A 16,427-nucleotide genomic window follows, 5' to 3' on the forward strand; every position below is an offset into this window, starting at 1 on the left:
ACTGTACCGACGAGGTCGCCGTCGCGCAGCAGAACGCGGTCCGGTCACCCGAGCGACGGGCCGGGAAAACGCAGCCGACCGGGCCGCACCCTAGGGAGGCGCGACCCGGCCGGGTCTGGGGGCCGCAGCCAGGCGTGAGGGCGCCTGGCTGCGGGGTTCGCGTCGTCCCCGCGTGCCGGGACGACGAGCGGTCGTCAGCGACGCACGCGCGCACTGCCTCCGCCGGCGAGCGAGCGGACCTCGGCCTCGGTCACCATCGAGGTGTCACCGGGCGTCGTCATGGCCAGCGCGCCGTGCGCGGCCCCGAGCTCGAGGCTCGGCTGGAGCTCCTCGCCCGACAGCAGCCCGAAGACCAGGCCGGAGGCGAAGCCGTCCCCGCCGCCGACGCGGTCGAAGATGTCGAGGTGGTCGCGCGCCCTCGAGGCCAGCACGCCCGTCTCGGGCGACCACGCGATGGCCTGCCAGTCGTTGTCGCTGGCGGTGTGGACCGTGCGCAGGGTCGTGGCGATGACCTTGAACCACGGCATCTTCTCCGCGACGGTCGCGACCATCGCCTCGAAGCTGTCCATCGGCAGGCTGCTGAGGTTCTCGTCGACGTGCTCGACCTCGAAGCCGAGCGCGGCGGTGAAGTCCTCCTCGTTGCCGATCATCACGTCGACGTGCCCGGCGAGCCGGGTGTTGACGTCACGGGCGAACTCCGGGCCGCCGATCCCGGCCCACAGGCTGGGTCGGTAGTTGAGGTCGAAAGACACCACGGTGCCGTGCTTCTGCGCGGCCGCCATCGCCTCCTCGGCGACCGCCGCGGCGTTCTCCGACAGGGCGGCGTAGATCCCGCCCGTGTGGAGCCAGCGCACGCCGCGGCGTCCGAAGAGGTCGTCCCAGTCGACGGTGCCCGGCGCCAGGTGCGCGATCGCGGTGTTGGCCCGGTCGGAGACCCCGAGGGCCCCCCGGACGCCGAAGCCGCGCTCGGTGAAGTTGAGCCCGTTGCGCACGGTGCGTCCGATGCCGTCGTAGGCGTCCCAGCGGATCAACGAGGTGTCGACGCCGCCCTGCATGACGAGGTTCTCGACCAGGTGGCCGATCTCGTTGTCGGCCAGGGCGGTGACGACGCCGGCGCGCAGGCCGAACACCTTGCGCATGCCGCGGGCGACGTTGTACTCACCGCCGCCCTCCCACGCCTCGAACCGGCGTGCGGTGCGGATCCGGGTGTCGCCCGGGTCGAGGCGCAACATGACCTCGCCGAGGGCGACGATGTCGAACTCGCACTCGGAGGCGGGACGGGTCTCGATCACGAGGGGGCTCCTTGCAGCTCGGCGCTCGCGGACGGCGCGTAGAGACGGACGGCGGCGGCGCACCGCGCGGCGACCTCGTCCCACCGGCCGGCGGCGAGCAGGTCGGGCGCGACCATCCAGCTGCCGCCGACCGCGGCGATCGCGCGGTGGGCGAGGTAGGACGGTGCGCTGTCGGCGGTGATGCCACCGGTGGGGACGAACCGCACCTGCGGGAACGCCGCCGACAGGGCCTTGATCGTCGCCAGCCCGCCGTAGGCCTCGGCCGGGAAGAACTTGACGGTGTCGAGGCCGAGGTCGAGCGCGGCGATGATCTCGGAGGCAGTGCAGACACCGGGCAGCACCGCGAGGCCCAGCTCCTGGCAGCGGCGGACGACCGCGGCGCTCAGGCCGGGCGACACCACGAAGGTGGCGCCGGCCCGGTGCGCGAGGTCGACCTGCTCGGCGGTGATCACGGTGCCCGCGCCGACGACCAGGTCGCCGCGCGAGGCCAGCGCGCCCAGCACGGCGCCGGCCTCGGGGGTGCGGAAGGTGACCTCGGCCACCGGCAGTCCGCCGGCGACCAGGGCCGCACCGAGATCGTCTGCTCGCGCAGGGTCGTCGAAGACGACGACGGGGACGATGCGGTGCGGACCCAGGACGTCGGTCGCGGTCATCGGAGCTCGGCGATGACGGTCTTGAGCTCGGTGTAGTCGTCGAGACCGAACGAGCCGAGCTCGCGGCCCCAGCCGGACTGCTTGAAGCCGCCCCGCGGCAGCGTCACGTCGTCGGCGTGCCAGGTGTTGAGCCACACCGTGCCGGCGCGGAGCTTGGAGCCGACGCGGTGGGCGGTGCCGAGGTCGCGCGACCAGACGCCCGCGGCGAGGCCGTAGACGGTGTTGTTGGCGGCGGCGACGACCTCGTCCTCGGTGTCGAACGGGATCGCGGTGACGACCGGGCCGAAGATCTCGTCGGTCTGGATCGCCATCTGCTCGGTGACACCGGTGATCAGGGTCGGAGCGAAGAAGTAGCCCTTGTCGGCGGCGGGGTCGGCGCTGCCGGCAGCCAGGGTCGCACCGTCGGCGACGGCACCCCGCACGTAGCCGATGACCTTCTCGTGCTGCTCCTGGGAGACGAGCGGGCCCATCGTCGTGGAGGCGTCGAACCCGTCACCGACGGTGATCGCGCGGGCAGCGGCGGCGACCCCCTCGATGACCTGGTCGAAGACCTCGCGCTGCACGTAGAGGCGCGAGCCGTTGACGCAGCACTGGCCCTCGTTGAAGAAGCCGGCCAGCGCGGCACCGGCGATCGCGGCGTCGAGGTCGGCGTCGGCGAAGATGATGTTGGGCGCCTTGCCGCCGAGCTCGAGGGAGACCTTCTTGAGGTTCTTCGAGGCGCCGGCCGCGATCTTCTTGCCGACCTCGGTGCTCCCGGTGAAGGCGACCTTGTCGACGTCCGCGTGGTCGACGAGCGCGGCACCCGCGTCGCCGAAGCCGGGCAGCACGTTGACGACACCGGCGGGCAGGCCGGCGTCGAGCAGCAGCTGGCCGAGGCGCAGCGCGGTGAGCGGGGTCTGCTCGGCCGGCTTCAGGACGACGGTGTTGCCGGCCGTGATGGCCGGGACGATCTTGAACGCCGCCATGGTGAGCGGGAAGTTCCACGGCACGATGCCGGCGACGACGCCGATGGCCTCGCGGCGGGTGTAGGCGTGGAACTCGCGCCCGGGCACCGACATCGGGATGGTGGTGCCCTCCATCTTGGTGGCCCAGCCGGCGAAGTAGCGGAACAGCTCGGCGGCCACGCCGGCGTCGCCGCGGGCGGACGCGAGGCTCTTGCCGTTGTCGAGCGACTCGAGCTGGGCGAACTCCTCGATGTGCTCCTCGATCAGGTCGCCGATGCGCCACAGCAGGTGCGAGCGCTCGCGCGGGGTGAACCTCGACCACGGCGAGGGCGACTCGAACGCCGCGCGGGCCGCCTGGACGGCGCGTCCGGCGTCGACCGCGGAGGCCTGGGCGACCTCGACCAGCACCTCCTCGGTGGCGGGGTTGACGGTGGCGAAGGTCTTGCCGTCGGCGGCGTCGACCCACTCACCGCCGATGAGCAGCTGCTTCGGGGCGGAGAGGAACTCGCGGACGGCGGGCAGGAGGTCGGTGCGGTCAGAGGTGACAGTCATGTCGGGCCTTCCAGATGACGTGAACGGGTGCGTGGGCTCGTTGCCCACGGACGAGGGCTCGGGTGCGGGGTACGGGGGGTGGACGTCGATCGCTACTTGATGATCAGCACCTTCGAGCGGTCGAGGGTGAGCGCCACGGCGACGACGATGATCGTGCCGTAGAGGATCTGCTCGTAGGCCGAGGGAACGCCGACGATCGGCAGGCCCACGCGCAGCAGGGTGATCACCAGCGCGCCGGCCAGCGAGCGCCAGATGCTGCCGTGCCCGCCGGTGATCGCGGTGCCGCCCACGACGATCGCCGCGACGGCCGGCAGGAGCAGGTTGTCGGCCATCGTCGGGCTGCCGCTGAAGTTCCGCGACACCAGCATGACCGCCGCCAGGCCGGCGCAGGCCCCCGAGACCGTGAAGGCGCCGACCTTGACCAGGTCGACCGGGGTGCCGGCGAGGCGAGCGGCCGACTCGGAGTAGCCGGTCGCGTTCAGGTAGCTCTGGAGGGGCGTGAGCTTCAGGACCAACGCGATCGCGGCGACCACGATGACGGCGACCGCGGAGGCCATCGGCACGTAGCCGGCGACGTAGGTCGTGAGCCAGTTGGTCGCCTCACGGTCGACGACCCGGATCGGGCCGGCGTCGGAGATGACGAGTGCGACGGCCGAGAAGATGCTCATCCCGCCCAGGGTGACGATGAACGAGGGGATGCGCAGGAAGACGTGGGCGAGGCCCTGCACGGCTCCGATGGCGCCCGCGACGGCGATCACCGCGAGGGTCGTGAGTCCGCCCAGGTCGGGCAGCCACATGGCGAAGAAGACCGTCGACAGCGAGGCGAGCGCCGCGATCGACAGGTCGATGCCGCCGCACAGCACCACGAGGGTCGCGCCGGCCGCCAGCACCACCAGGGGGGCGGAGGTCCGGACCGCCGCGGTCAGGCTCTTCTGCGTGAGGAAGTCGGGGTCGGCGATGCTCAGGGCCGCGAGCAGCGCGACGAGCGCGATGACCGGCATGAACGACGTCAGCCGCTGCGCGGGCGTCGGGCCACCGCTGACGACCACGTCGGCCGCCGGCTGGGCGAGGACGGGCGTGGACACCTAGACCATCTCCTTCACGAGGTCGAGCGGGGTCGGCTTGCCGCCGGAGGGGCAGCTGACTTCCTTGGTCGCCTTGCCGTCGCTCATCACGACGATGCGGTCGGACATGCCGATCGCCTCCTCCAGGCTGTCGGCGAGCAGCACGGTGGCGACGCCGCTGTTGGCGAGCTCGCGCATCAGCCGGTAGACCTCCGAACGGGCTCCGATGTCGAGACCGCGGGTCGGGTGGTCGAGCAGCAGCAGCTTGATGTCGCCGGCCACGAGCCAGCGGGCCAGGACGACCTTCTGCTGGTTGCCGCCGGAGAGCCGCTGGATCGCGGTCCCCCGGTTCGGGGTGCGGATGGAGAGCCGCTCGATCCAGCCGTCGACCAGCGTCGCCTGCTTCCTGGGCACCACCAGGGGGCCCGAGCAGCGGGACTTCTGCTTGGTCAGGGTCATGTTGTCGGCGACCGACATCGGACCGACCATGCCCTCGATCTTGCGCTCGGCCGGGACGTAGCCGATCCCGGCCGCGACGGCGGTGCGGGTGCTGGTCAGCGCGAGCTTGACGCCGTCGAGGGTGACCTCGCCGCCGGAGACCGGCTCGGCGCCGAACAGGGCGCGGCAGACGTCCTCGCGGCCGGAGCCGTGGACGCCGACGATCCCGACGATCTCGCCGGCGTGGACGTCGAGGTCGACGCCGTTGAAGGTGGCGCCCGAGAGGCCACGGATGGTGAGCATCGGCTCGAGCGCCTTGTCGCCGCGCTCGGACGCGCCGTCGTGGTAGTGGTCGTCGGACCCGGTCGAGCCGATCATCATCCGGTGCAGGTCGCCGGGGACGGCACCGGCGGTGGCCACGTCGCCCACCGACTGGCCGCCACGCAGCACGGTGACGCGGTCGCAGACGTCGAGCACCTCGTCGAGGCGGTGCGAGACGAACACGACCGACGCGAACTCCTTGAGCCGGCGGATCTGCGCGAAGAGGGTGTCGATCTCCTTCGACTCGAGCACCGAGGTGGGCTCGTCGAGGATGATCACCGGCGCGTGCTGGCTGCGCTGCTCGATCCGCAGCACCTTCGCGATCTCGACCATCTGCCGCTCGGCGAAGGTGAGCGTGTCGGTGCGCGCGAGCGGGTTGATGTCGGAGCCGATCTTGTCGAGCTGCTCCTGGGCCAGCGCACGCATCGTCTTCCAGCGGTAGACGCCCCTGCGCACCCCGGCGGCCTCGGAGCCGAGGACGATGTTCTCGGCCGCGGTCAGGTTGGGGACGAGCGACTGCTCCTGGAACACCATGCCGATGCCGTGGCCGGCGGCCTCGACGACGCTGCGCAGCCGCACCTTCTCGCCGCGCACGTAGATGTCGCCGCCGTCGGGCTTGACCAACCCGACCAGCGCCTTGAGGAGGGTCGACTTGCCGGCGCCGTTCTCGCCGGCCAGGCCGAGGACCTCGTGCTGGTTGACGTGGAAGTCCACGCCGTCGAGGGCCTTGACGCCCGGGTAGTGCTTGACGAGGCCACGCACCTCGAGGGCGTAGGCCGGGGAGGCGCCGGTGGTGTCGGGGCCCTTCTGGAGATCGGTGCTCACTTCGTTACCTGGTTCCTTCGACGCTGGGGGAACACCGCGGCTGCCACCGCGGCGACGACGATCAGGCCCTGCACCCCGCCCTGCCAGTAGGGGCTCACCCCGACCTGGACGAGACCGTTGTTCAGCACGGTGACCAGCAGGACGCCGACGGCGGAGTGCAGCACGCCGCCCCGGCCCCCGGTCAGGAGGGTGCCGCCGACGACGGCCGCGGTGATGGCGGCGAAGTCGTAGCCCTTGCCGGCCTGGACGAGGCCGGCGCTCAGCTGGCTGGTCACCATCACGCCGGCCAGCCCGTAGAACGCGCCGGCGAGGGTGAAGACGGCGACCTTGTAGGGAGCGACCTTCACGCCGGAGAGCGCCAGCACCTCCTCGGCACCGCCGATCGCGAACGCGTAGCGCCCGAGCCGGGAGTAGCGCTGGATCAGCCAGCCGACGAACACGCACCCGACCGCGATCCAGGTCAGGTAGGAGAAGCCGAGGAACCGGTCCACCGCCCAGCTGGCCAGGGTCTCGTCGGAGATGTTGGGCTGGACCCCGTTGAAGAGGAGCGTCGCGACGCCGAGCCCGATGGCCGAGACCCCGAGCGTCGTCATGAACGACGGCACCTTGAGGATCACCAGGGCCAGGCCGCTCACGCAGCCCAGGCCGGCGGCCAGGAGCACGGCGAGCAGGACGCCGACCAGGCCGAGGTCGTTGTCGTTGCGGTTGTTCAGGACGAGCAGCGAGACCGCGATCGCGGCCGCGCCCATCACGCCCGGTGCGGAGAGGTCGATCGACCCCATCATCAGCACGAACGTGATGCCGCAGGTGACGACCGCGAGGACCGCGGCCGTGTCCATGATGTTCTGCACGTTGCCGAACGTCCGGAAGTCAGAGCTGATGGCCGCGAAGACCACGAAGATGACGACCAGGGCGATCGGAGGACCGGCGTCCCGGAACGACACCCCCCGCCGAGGCTGGGGGCGCGCCGCGACAACGTCGACGTCCTCGGCGGGGGATGTCATGGTCACGAGATCGCGCCCTGCGACCGGTTGAAGAGGTTGTCGCAGGCGAACTCGGAGTCGTCGACGGTCGGCGAGGTGAAGTCGGCGACGTTCTCGTCGGTGATGAGGAACTGCTCGGCGAACCAGGCGCGCTCGTCATCGGTGATGTCGGCGGCGTCGAGCTCACCGGTCGCGACGCAGTAGCCGATGGCCAGGCCGATGCCGCCCTGCCACGGGCCGTCGCTCGAGACCGTGGCGGTCATGGCGCCGGACTCGATGGCGGTCAGCGCGTCCGGGACGGCGTCGATGCCGACGACGGCGACCTCGCCCTCCTTGCCCGCGGCCTTGAGGGCCTCGAGCGCGCCGAGCGCCATGTCGTCGTTGGCGGTCCAGATGCCCTTGATGTCGTCGCCGTGCTTGGCGAGCAGCGTCTTGGTGACCTCGAGCGCCTCGGCGCGGGAGAAGTTGGCCGTCTGCTGGTCGAGCAGCTCGACGTCGGGGTTGGCCGCGAGCGACTCCTCGAGTCCGGCGTAGCGGTCCTTGGCCGCACCGGTGTCGAGGATGCCCTGGAGCGCGATGATGCCGCCCGAGCCGCCGATGGCCTCGGCGAGCGCGTCACCGATCTGCTTGCCGGAGTCGACACCGTTGTAGGTGATGTGGCTCAGCCACTGGTCGTAGTCGGTGACGTTCACGTCGGCCGGCTTGTTCCACTGGGTGACCAGGTAGGCACCCGCCTCCTGGGCTCCCTCGACGATCGGGAGCGTGTCGGAGTCGCCGTTCGGCAGGATGTTCATGACCAGGCAGTTGGTGTCGCCGGCGAGGAGCTGGCTGATCTGCTCCTGCTGCTTGGTCGAGTCCGCGTCGTAGGTGAGGCGCTGCTGCTCGAGGTCGACGGACTCGGCGAACGCGTCGCCACCGTCGAGCCACGAGGCCTCGTACGGGTTGGACTCGTTGCGCACCTGGCCGACCAGCTGCACGTCCTCCGGGGCGCAGGCGGCGGAGTCGCCACCGTCGCTGCCGTTGTCGTCGCCGCCGGCGGCTTCCTCGCTACAGCCCGCCAGCGCGATCGCAGCCATGGACAGGCTGAGAAGGGCGATTGCGGGGCGTGACTTCAACTTCATCGTCGATCCTCGTTCTCTATGTGCCAGAAGGTCCGGCGGTGGTGGTCCGAGATGGGTCAGGACGTGCGCCGCAGGTGCGGCCGCTCGGGTGGGGCTGGTCGTGCGGTGGTGCCGGGGGTACGTGGGGTGGAGCGGGTCGAGCAGGGGTGGTCCGGCTAGCGGGCCATCCATCCGCCGTCGACGACGAGGACGTGACCGTTCACGTAGTCGGCGGCGGAGGAGCTGAGGAACACCGCGGCACCGGCGATGTCGGCGGGGGTGCCCCACCGGCCGGCCGGGATGCGCTCGAGGATCGAGCGCGAGCGCTCGGCGTCCGCGCGCAGCGCCGTGGTGTTGTCGGTGGCCATGTAGCCGGGGGCGATCGCGTTGACCTGGACGCCGTGCTGGCCCCACTCGTTGGCGAGCGCCTTGGTGATGCCGGCGACGCCGTGCTTGCTGGCGGCGTAGGAGATCACCCGGATGCCGCCCTGGAAGGCGAGCAGGCTGGCGATGCTGACGATCTTGCCGTGGCCGCGCTCGACCATCGGCCGGCCGATGGCCTGGCTGAGGAAGAACAGGCCCGACAGGTTGATGTCGACGACCCGGTTCCACGACTCGGGAGTCAGGTCGACGGTGTCCTCGCGCTCGATGATCCCGGCGTTGTTGACCAGGATGTCGATCTGCTGGCTGCCGGCGACCTCGGTGCCGACGCGCTGGACGGCGTCGTGGTCGGAGACGTCGAGGTCGACGACCCGGACCTGGCGGCCGAGGTCGGCGATCATCTTCTCGGTCTCGTCCTGGCTGCCGGGCAGGCCGACGAGGACCAGGTCGGCGCCGGCCTGCGCGAGGCCGAGGGCCACGCCCTGGCCGAGGCCGCGGCCGGCTCCGGTGACGACGGCGTTCTTGCCGTGCAGGTCGAAGGGACCCGTCGAGGTGCTCACAGGTCCTCCAGGGCGACCGGGGTGAGGTCGGTGTAGGCGTTGTTCTCGCCGGTCATCGCCCAGATGAAGGCGTAGGACCCGGTGCCGGAACCGCTGTGGATCGACCACGGCGGGGAGATGACGGCCTGCTTGTCGGCGACGACCAGGTGGCGGGTGGCGCCGGGCTGGCCCATGAAGTGGAACACACGGTCGGTCTCGGCGAGGTCGACGTAGAGGTAGACCTCGGTACGACGGTCGTGCAGGTGCGGCGGGAACGTGTTCCACACCGAGCCGCCCGCGATGACGGTCATGCCGAACTGGAGGGCGGCGGACTGGACGTCCTGGCCCCACACGTAGCGGTAGAGGCTGCGCTCGTTGGCACCCTCCGGCGAGCCGAGCTCGACCGGCTCGACCGTGCTGCGCTCGAGCACCGTGGTGGTGTAGGTCGCGTGGGCCGGCGCGGAGACGAAGTAGAACGCCGCCTCGGCACCGGCGAAGACGACCTCGCTGCCGCGGGCGACGTACAGGCCGTCGAGGTGACCGAGCTCGAACTTCTCGCCGTCGACCAGGACGTGCCCGGCCTCGGCGACGTTGATGATGCCCAGCTCGCGGCGCTCGAGGTGCGACTCGACGCCGAGGACCTCCGTCCAGGCCGGCAGCTCCAGCTCGGCGTCGCCGGGGACGGCGCCGCCCACGACCAGTCGGTCGTCGTGCGTGTAGACGCCGTGCACCTCGCCCTTGCTGAACAGGTCCTCGATGAGGAAGTTGTCCTTCAGGTCCGCGGTGCGTGCTGTCTCCACGCTCGACGGCGATGTGGAATATCGCACCTCGATCAACGGAAAACTCCCTCGCTCTTATGAACTACGTTCGGCTATGTGAACCCGGACGCTACATGTGACGGCGGCCACTGGTCAAGAGTTCGAAACTAGTCCACGTATGCGAACTGGGGTAGAGTTCGGTCAAATGTCAGGATTGGTCCCGACAGATCACGACTCAGGAGGCGTCTCGGATGCAGCTGCACGACACGATCAACGGCACGTCGACTGCGGTCGCGACCTCCGTCGCGGGACCCGTGAAGTCCGCCGCCCGCGCCCTCGACCTCCTCGACGAGATCGCCGCCCACGGCCCCGGGACCCAGCTGCAGCTGTCGACCCGGCTGAACATCCCCAAGAGCAGCCTGCACGCGCTGCTGCGCACGATGACCGACCGCGGCTGGCTCGACACCGACCCCACCGGCAGCGTCTACCAGCTCGGGATCCACTCCCTGGTCGTCAGCTCGGCCTACCTCGACGGTGACCCGGTCCTGGCCCGCGCGGCCTCGGTGCTCGACGAGGTCGCCACCGCGACCGGGGAGACCGTCCACCTCGGCCGGCTCGACGGCGACCACGTCATCTACACCGCCAAGCGCGAGTCGGTCCACCCCCTGCGGATGCACTCCGCGGTCGGACGCCGGCTCCCGGCGTACTCGACCTCCCTGGGCCGTGCCGTGCTCGCCCAGCTCCCCCTCGAGGAGAGGGCGGCGATGATCCCCGACCAGATCAACGCCATCACCGTCAACACCACCACCGACAAGGACGCCGTCCTCGCGATCATCGCCGAGGCCGCGGTCCAGGGCTACGCCCGCGAGAGCGAGGAGTCCTGCCTGGGCGTGCGCTGCTTCGGCGTGGCCCTGCCCTTCTCCCGCAACGCCGTCGACGCCCTCAGCGTCGCGGTCCCCATCAGCCGCCTCGACAACGGCCGCGAGGACTTCATCATCGAGACCCTCCTCAGCATCAAGGCCCGCCTCGCCTCCGTCCACGACAACAGCCTGGTGCGCTGACTCGCCCCGACGCCGCCTCCCAGGGTCTCGACCCGCGGATCCTGCTCACCGAGCCCGGTCCGAGGGTCTCGACTCGCGGTGACTACGTCCCCGTGGCTCGACCAACGGAACCTGCCGGCCCGTTGGTCGAGCCGACGAGCGTCAGCGAGCCGAGTCGAGACCCCGCGGATCGACCAACGAATGGTGCCGGTCCGTTGGTCGAGCCGGCGAGCGTCAGCGAGCCGAGTCGAGACCCCTGCAGCGTCCTGCCTCGCCGAGCGCTCGGACGCACGACCAACGGATGGTGTCGACCGAGCCCGGTCCGAGGGTCTCGACTCGCGGTGACTCCGTCCCCGCGGCTCGACCAACGGAACCTGCCGGCCCGTTGGTCGAGCCCGGTCCGCTGGTCGAGCCGGCGAGCGTCAGCGAGCCGAGTCGAGACCCCGCGGCTCGACCAACGAATGGTGCCGGTCCGCGAGCCGAGTCGAGACCCCGGCAGCGCGTCAGATGCGCGGCAGGTGCGCGAGGTGGGCGGCGACGCCGTGCGGGGCGGGGGTGGTGGCGGCGTCGAAGCGGGCGAGCTCGGTGCGGGCGACGCCGCGGCGGTGCACCTCGTCCGGACCGTCGGCCATCCGGACGATGCGGGTCTCGGCGTAGATGCGCGCGAGCGGGTAGTCCTGGCTGAGGCCACCGCCGCCGAAGGTCTGGATGGCGCGGTCGACGACGCGGGAGGCCATGTTGGGGACGGCGACCTTGATGCCGGAGATCTCGCTCGCGGCCGCCCGGTTGCCGACGGTGTCCATCAGGTGCGCGGTGTAGAGGGTGTAGAGGCGGGCCTGGTCGATCTCGATGCGGGAGTCGGCGATCCACTCGCGGACGACGCCCTGGTCGACCAGCGTGGTGCCGAACGTCGTGCGCGAGCGCGCCCGGGCGATCATCAGCTCCACGGCCCGCTCGGCGGCACCGATCATCCGCATGCAGTGGTGGATGCGACCCGGGCCGAGCCGGGCCTGCGACATCGCGAAGCCGCGACCGGGCTCGCCGAGGATGTTGCCGGCGGGGACGCGCACGTCGTCGAAGGTCATCTCGACGTGGCTCTCGAAGGGGTTGTAGCCGAGCACCTGCAGGTCGCGCTCGACGGTCACGCCCGGGGTGTCGCGCGGGATCAGGACCATGCTGTGCCGGCCGTGCCGGGGCGCGTCGCCGTCGGGGTCCGTGACGCCCATCAGGATGAGCAGCTCGCAGCTGGCCCGGTTGACCCCGGAGATCCACCACTTGCGACCGTTGACCACCCACTCGTCACCGTCGCGCTCGACGGTGGTCTCGATGTTGCTGGCGTCGCTCGAGGCGACGAGCGGCTCGGTCATGACGTACGCCGAGCGGATGACGCCGTCGAGCAGCGGCCGCAGCCACCGCTGCTTCTGCTCGGGCGTGCCGAACATCGAGAGCAGCTCCATGTTGCCGGTGTCCGGCGCCGAGCAGTTCATCGCCTCGGGAGCCAGGTGCAGGCTGCGCCCGCTCAGCTCGGCGATGCGCGCGTAGTCGAGGTTGCTCAACGGCTCGTGGCCGGGCTCGGCGTGCGGGAGGAAGAGGTTCCACAGCCCGAGGTCGCGGGCGGTCTTCTTCAGCTCCTCCATCACCGCGGGCTGGGGACGGCGGTGCTGCTCGGCGGGCGTCGCCCCCGCCGAGGTCTGCTCCTCGTAGAGCGACTCGGCCGGGTACACGTGGTCGGCGAGGAACCCGGTCATCGTCTCGACGAGGTCGGCGGCACGGGGGGTGAGGTCGAACATGGGGCCCTCCTCGGGCGGTGGGGGTGGGCGGACGGCGCGGGTCAGGAGACGCCGAGGTAGGCGCGGCGCACCTCGTCGGAGGAGCGCAGCTTCGCCGCGTCGCCCTCCATGACGATCCGGCCGTGCTCGAGCACGTAGGCGCGGTCCGCGGCGGCCAGGGCCTGGTCGGCCATCTGCTCGACGAGCAGGATGCCGGCGCCGGTGCGCTCGCGGATCAGCTCGATCAGCCGGAACACGTCGAGCGTCTTGAGCGGGCTGAGTCCCAGCGAGGGCTCGTCGAGGAGCAGGTAGCGCGGCCGCGCGGCGACCGCCCGGGTCAGCGCCACCATCTGCTGCTCGCCGCCGGAGAGCAGGTTGGCCTGCTGGCCCCAGCGCTCGCGGACGATCGGGAAGGCGTCGAGGAGTGCGTCGACCGGGTCCTCGCCGCCGGCGCGCTTGCCGGCGGCGCGGCGGCCGAGGGCGATGTTCTCGCCGACGGTGAGCCGCGGGAACAGCTTGCGCCCCTCGGGCACCATCACGACGCCGCGCTTGGCCCGGCGGTGCGACGACAGCTTCGCGAAGGAGCCGTCGTCGTCGGCCAGGTCGCCGGCGCGGAGCGCGAGCTGTCCGACGATGGTCTTGACCAGGGTGGTCTTGCCGGCGCCGTTGGAGCCGACCACGGCCACCAGCTCGCCCGGCTCGACGCGCAGGCTGACGCCGGACAGGATGGGGGCCCGGTCGTAGCCGGACTCGGCGTTGTCGACGACGAGGCTCATGACGGGTCTCCTCCGTTGCTGAGACTGGGGCTGGGACTGGTGCTGCCGGGGCCGGCGGGCGTGGTGGTGGTGCCGTCGTCGGTCTCGACCGCGTGGCCGTGCTCGTCGAGCGGCTTGCCGAGGTAGGCGGCGATGACGCGCTCGTCGGAGAGGACCTCCTGCGGGGTGCCCCGGGCCAGGAGCCGGCCCTGGTCCATGCAGGTCACCTGGTCGGCGATCCGGGAGACCAGGTCCATGTGGTGCTCGACGACGACGAGCGCGTAGCCCTGGTCGCGCAGCGACATCAGCAGGTCGCCGAGACCGCTGGTCTCGGTGGCGAGCAGGCCCGCGGCCGGCTCGTCGAGCACGATCAGCTCGGGACCACCGGCGAGGGCCCGGGCGATCTCCAGGGCGCGCTGCTTGCCGTAGGGCAGCTCGCTGGCCCGGACGTCGGGCACGTCCTCGAGGCCGACGAGGGCGAGCAGCCGGTCGCTCTCGACCCGCATCTCGGCGTCGCGCCGGTAGCGGGACGGCGGCTTGAGCGCCGCCGCCCACAGCGGCGTCCTCCCGGTGTCGGCGAACCCGGCGAGCACGTTGTCGCGCACGGTCGCGTCGTGGAAGAGCTGCGGTGTCTGGAAGGTCCGCGCGATCCCGGCCCTCGAGACGCTGTGCGGGGCCTGGCCGGTGAGGTCGTTGCCGGCGAAGGTCACCTGGCCCGACGACGGCTTGTAGACGCCGGTGACCAGGTTGGCCAGGGTCGACTTGCCGGCGCCGTTCGGGCCGATGACCGCGTGGATCTGGCCGCGGTCGACGGAGAGGTCGAGCCCGGCGACCGCCTGGAGCCCGCCGAAGCGCTTGCCCATGTCGGTCAGCGTGAGCAGCGAGCCCGGCGCCGGCTTCTCGTGGACGACGTGGGTCAGGTCCTCGACGAGCTCCTCGCTGGTCTCGTCGAGACCACCGGCGCCGTCGGCCTCGGCCGCGTCGCGGCGGTGCAGCCGGGCGGCGACCACGGCACCGGCGGTGCCGACGATGCCGCGCGGCATCAGGAAGAGCGTGAGCAGGAAGAGCACCCCGACCAGGCCCGAGGTGGAGAGGAACCAGGACTCGGAGATGGTGTCCTGCTGCCACTGGCTGGCCTCGACGAGGATGTCGGACTGCTCGAGCCACACGATCGCGACCGCGCCGACCACCGGGCCGAGCACGGTGCCGCTGCCGCCGAACACGACGGCCAGCACGATGGTGATCGTCAGGAAGATGTCGAAGGTCTCCGGCTGCAGGTGCGAGAAGGCCTGGGTGGCCATCACGCCACCGAGCCCGCCGAGCACCGACGCGAGCACGAAGACCGCGACCTTGCGGCGGAAGACGTGCACGCCGAGGTGCGAGGCGAGCATCTCGCTCTCGCCGATCGCGCTCAACGAGGCGCCCCACGGCGACCGGGCGATGTTGCGGGACAGGATGACGACGAGTGCGGTGATGACGACGATCGGCACCATCACGGTGGCGACCTCGCCGGCGATCATCGGCGGGGTGAAGGTGGTGCCGAGGAACGTGATCGGCTCGGTCACCGTCGTCCCGTGCTGCGCGAAGTTCGGGTAGCCGGCGAGCCGGCCGAACGCGTTCCCCTCGTTGAGGATCCGCTCGACGAGGACCGCCATCACCAGCGTGATGACCGAGAACTGCGGGCCGCGCAGTCGCATCGAGGCCATCGCGGTGACCGCGCCGACGATGCCGCAGAGCGCGAGCGCCCCGAGGATCGCCAGCACCGGGTGCCAGCCCTTGTCGAGCGCGAGGTAGGCGCTGCCGTAGGCGCCGATGGCGTAGAAGCCGCCCTGGCCGAGCGAGACGAGCTTGGTGTAGCCGACCAGCAGGTTGAGGCCGACGGCGGCGACCGTCATCGCGGCCATGCTGGCGACGAGCTGCATCGTCGAGATCGACGTGCCCTCGCCGTTGCGGCCGGGCAGGATCACGATGATCGCGATGGCGAGCGCGGCCACCGCGAACAGGACGTCGCGGCGCAGCGCCGAGCGGACGTGGGTGCCCCGGTCGGCGGCGCCCGGGCCGGCCCGGCGGCGGCCGGCGCGGGTCGGGTCCTTCTCGACGGTGCTCACAGCTTGACCTCCATGCGACGGCCGAGGAGCCCCTCGGGCTTGGCGACCAGGACGACGATGACGAGCAGCAGCCCGGCGGTCTCACCCCAGATGGCGCCCCACTGGTAGCTGGCGACCTGGCTGAGGACGCCGTACAGCGCGCCGCCGAGCAGCGGGCCCCACAGCGAGCCCAGGCCACCGACGATGGCGACCGCGATCGAGGCGACGAGCAGGGTCTCGCCCATGACGGGCGAGGCGCCGACGGTGGCGGCGTACAGGACGCCGGCCAGGCCGGCCAGGCCCATCGCGACGAAGTACGACGCGGCGCCGACCGCGCGGGGCGAGACGCCCATCAGCGAGGCTGTGTCGGGGTCCTGCGAGACCGCTCGCATCATCAGCCCGACGCTGGTGCGCTGGGTGACGACGATGAGGAGCAGCGAGATGACCACCGCCAGCCCGGCCAGCACCAGCTGCTGCTTGCCGACCCCCGCGCCGAGGATGTCGACGGTGCCGCTGATCCGCGCGGTGTCGGAGCGCTGCGGGGAGGGCCCCTCGACGTTGGTGATCAGGTTGAGCATCACGAAGGACACGGCCACCGTCGACAGCAGCCAGCGGACGTCGTGCTCGCCCTGCGTGGTGAACGGCAGGACGAGGAAGCGGTAGACGAGCGCACCGACGACGGCGGCGGCCAGGAAGCCGACGGCGACCTTGCCCGGGGTGGGCAGCCACGACCACGACGACACCGCGATGGCGGCGAAGGCGCCGAGGGCGACGAACTCGCCGACCGCGAAGTTGAGGGTGCGGGTCGTGATGAACGTCAGGACGAAGGACTGCGCCAGCAGGGCGTAGAGCCCTCCGAGCACGAGTCCGATGACCACGGCTTCCATGGCGGTCCTCCCAGGTGGGGACGGGTCGGGCGGGCGGGT

The 16,427-nt window shown here is 71.4% G+C and carries 14 protein-coding genes; 1 reads left to right on the top strand and 13 read right to left on the bottom strand.

Going from position 1 to position 16,427, the window contains the following annotated elements; translation table 11 throughout:
• Window positions 1–194 precede the first annotated feature (194 nt).
• From E4623_RS05980 to kduI, 9 genes are all read right to left on the bottom strand, one after another.
• On the bottom strand, window positions 195–1,292 hold the full coding sequence (locus E4623_RS05980; RefSeq protein WP_245154928.1) for a sugar kinase: 1,098 nt from the start codon (window positions 1,290–1,292) through the stop codon (window positions 195–197).
• The gene (gene eda / locus E4623_RS05985; RefSeq protein WP_134765619.1) at window positions 1,289–1,945 is read right to left on the bottom strand and encodes a bifunctional 4-hydroxy-2-oxoglutarate aldolase/2-dehydro-3-deoxy-phosphogluconate aldolase; all 657 of its coding nucleotides are present in this window, start codon (window positions 1,943–1,945) and stop codon (window positions 1,289–1,291) included. Before eda ends, E4623_RS05980 begins: the two co-directional genes overlap by 4 nt.
• The gene (locus E4623_RS05990) at window positions 1,942–3,441 is read right to left on the bottom strand and encodes an aldehyde dehydrogenase family protein (protein ID WP_134765620.1); all 1,500 of its coding nucleotides are present in this window, start codon (window positions 3,439–3,441) and stop codon (window positions 1,942–1,944) included. The genes eda and E4623_RS05990 overlap by 4 nt, the downstream gene beginning before the upstream one ends.
• 92 nt (window positions 3,442–3,533) lie before the next feature.
• Complete coding sequence (locus E4623_RS05995) at window positions 3,534–4,526, bottom strand: ABC transporter permease (protein ID WP_134765621.1); 993 nt, start codon at window positions 4,524–4,526, stop codon at window positions 3,534–3,536.
• Window positions 4,527–6,089, bottom strand: coding sequence for a sugar ABC transporter ATP-binding protein (locus tag E4623_RS06000; RefSeq protein ID WP_134765622.1), 1,563 nt, complete (start codon window positions 6,087–6,089; stop codon window positions 4,527–4,529).
• Window positions 6,086–7,033 (bottom strand): ABC transporter permease, encoded by a 948-nt coding sequence (locus E4623_RS06005; RefSeq protein ID WP_134765623.1) that lies wholly within the window; start codon window positions 7,031–7,033, stop codon window positions 6,086–6,088. The genes E4623_RS06000 and E4623_RS06005 overlap by 4 nt, the downstream gene beginning before the upstream one ends.
• A 62-nt stretch (window positions 7,034–7,095) precedes the next feature.
• Entirely contained in the window at window positions 7,096–8,193 is a 1,098-nt protein-coding gene (locus tag E4623_RS06010) for a sugar ABC transporter substrate-binding protein (RefSeq protein WP_134765624.1), read from the bottom strand.
• Between the two features lie 155 nt (window positions 8,194–8,348).
• Window positions 8,349–9,113 (bottom strand): 2-dehydro-3-deoxy-D-gluconate 5-dehydrogenase KduD, encoded by a 765-nt coding sequence (gene kduD / locus E4623_RS06015; protein ID WP_134765625.1) that lies wholly within the window; start codon window positions 9,111–9,113, stop codon window positions 8,349–8,351.
• The gene (gene kduI / locus E4623_RS06020; RefSeq protein WP_245154929.1) at window positions 9,110–9,892 is read right to left on the bottom strand and encodes a 5-dehydro-4-deoxy-D-glucuronate isomerase; all 783 of its coding nucleotides are present in this window, start codon (window positions 9,890–9,892) and stop codon (window positions 9,110–9,112) included. The genes kduD and kduI overlap by 4 nt, the downstream gene beginning before the upstream one ends.
• Before the next feature lie 209 nt (window positions 9,893–10,101).
• Between kduI and E4623_RS06025 the strand changes: the two genes are divergently transcribed.
• Complete coding sequence (locus E4623_RS06025; protein WP_134765627.1) at window positions 10,102–10,911, top strand: IclR family transcriptional regulator; 810 nt, start codon at window positions 10,102–10,104, stop codon at window positions 10,909–10,911.
• A 482-nt stretch (window positions 10,912–11,393) separates the two neighbouring features.
• Here E4623_RS06025 and E4623_RS06030 read toward each other — a convergent pair whose 3' ends face one another.
• The 4 genes from E4623_RS06030 to E4623_RS06045 are packed head-to-tail and all read right to left on the bottom strand — an operon-like array spanning window position 11,394 to window position 16,388.
• Complete coding sequence (locus E4623_RS06030) at window positions 11,394–12,680, bottom strand: acyl-CoA dehydrogenase family protein (RefSeq protein ID WP_134765628.1); 1,287 nt, start codon at window positions 12,678–12,680, stop codon at window positions 11,394–11,396.
• A gap of 41 nt (window positions 12,681–12,721) precedes the next feature.
• Entirely contained in the window at window positions 12,722–13,435 is a 714-nt protein-coding gene (locus E4623_RS06035) for an ABC transporter ATP-binding protein (RefSeq protein WP_134765629.1), read from the bottom strand.
• Window positions 13,432–15,522 (bottom strand): branched-chain amino acid ABC transporter ATP-binding protein/permease, encoded by a 2,091-nt coding sequence (locus E4623_RS06040; RefSeq protein WP_134765630.1) that lies wholly within the window; start codon window positions 15,520–15,522, stop codon window positions 13,432–13,434. The genes E4623_RS06035 and E4623_RS06040 overlap by 4 nt, the downstream gene beginning before the upstream one ends.
• Window positions 15,519–16,388, bottom strand: a complete 870-nt coding sequence (locus E4623_RS06045; RefSeq protein WP_134765631.1) for a branched-chain amino acid ABC transporter permease — start codon at window positions 16,386–16,388, stop codon at window positions 15,519–15,521. The genes E4623_RS06040 and E4623_RS06045 overlap by 4 nt, the downstream gene beginning before the upstream one ends.
• Between the last annotated feature and the right edge of the window lie 39 nt (window positions 16,389–16,427).

The organism is Nocardioides sp. 1609 (assembly GCF_004522105.1).
Taxonomy (GTDB): Bacteria; Actinomycetota; Actinomycetes; order Propionibacteriales; family Nocardioidaceae; genus Nocardioides.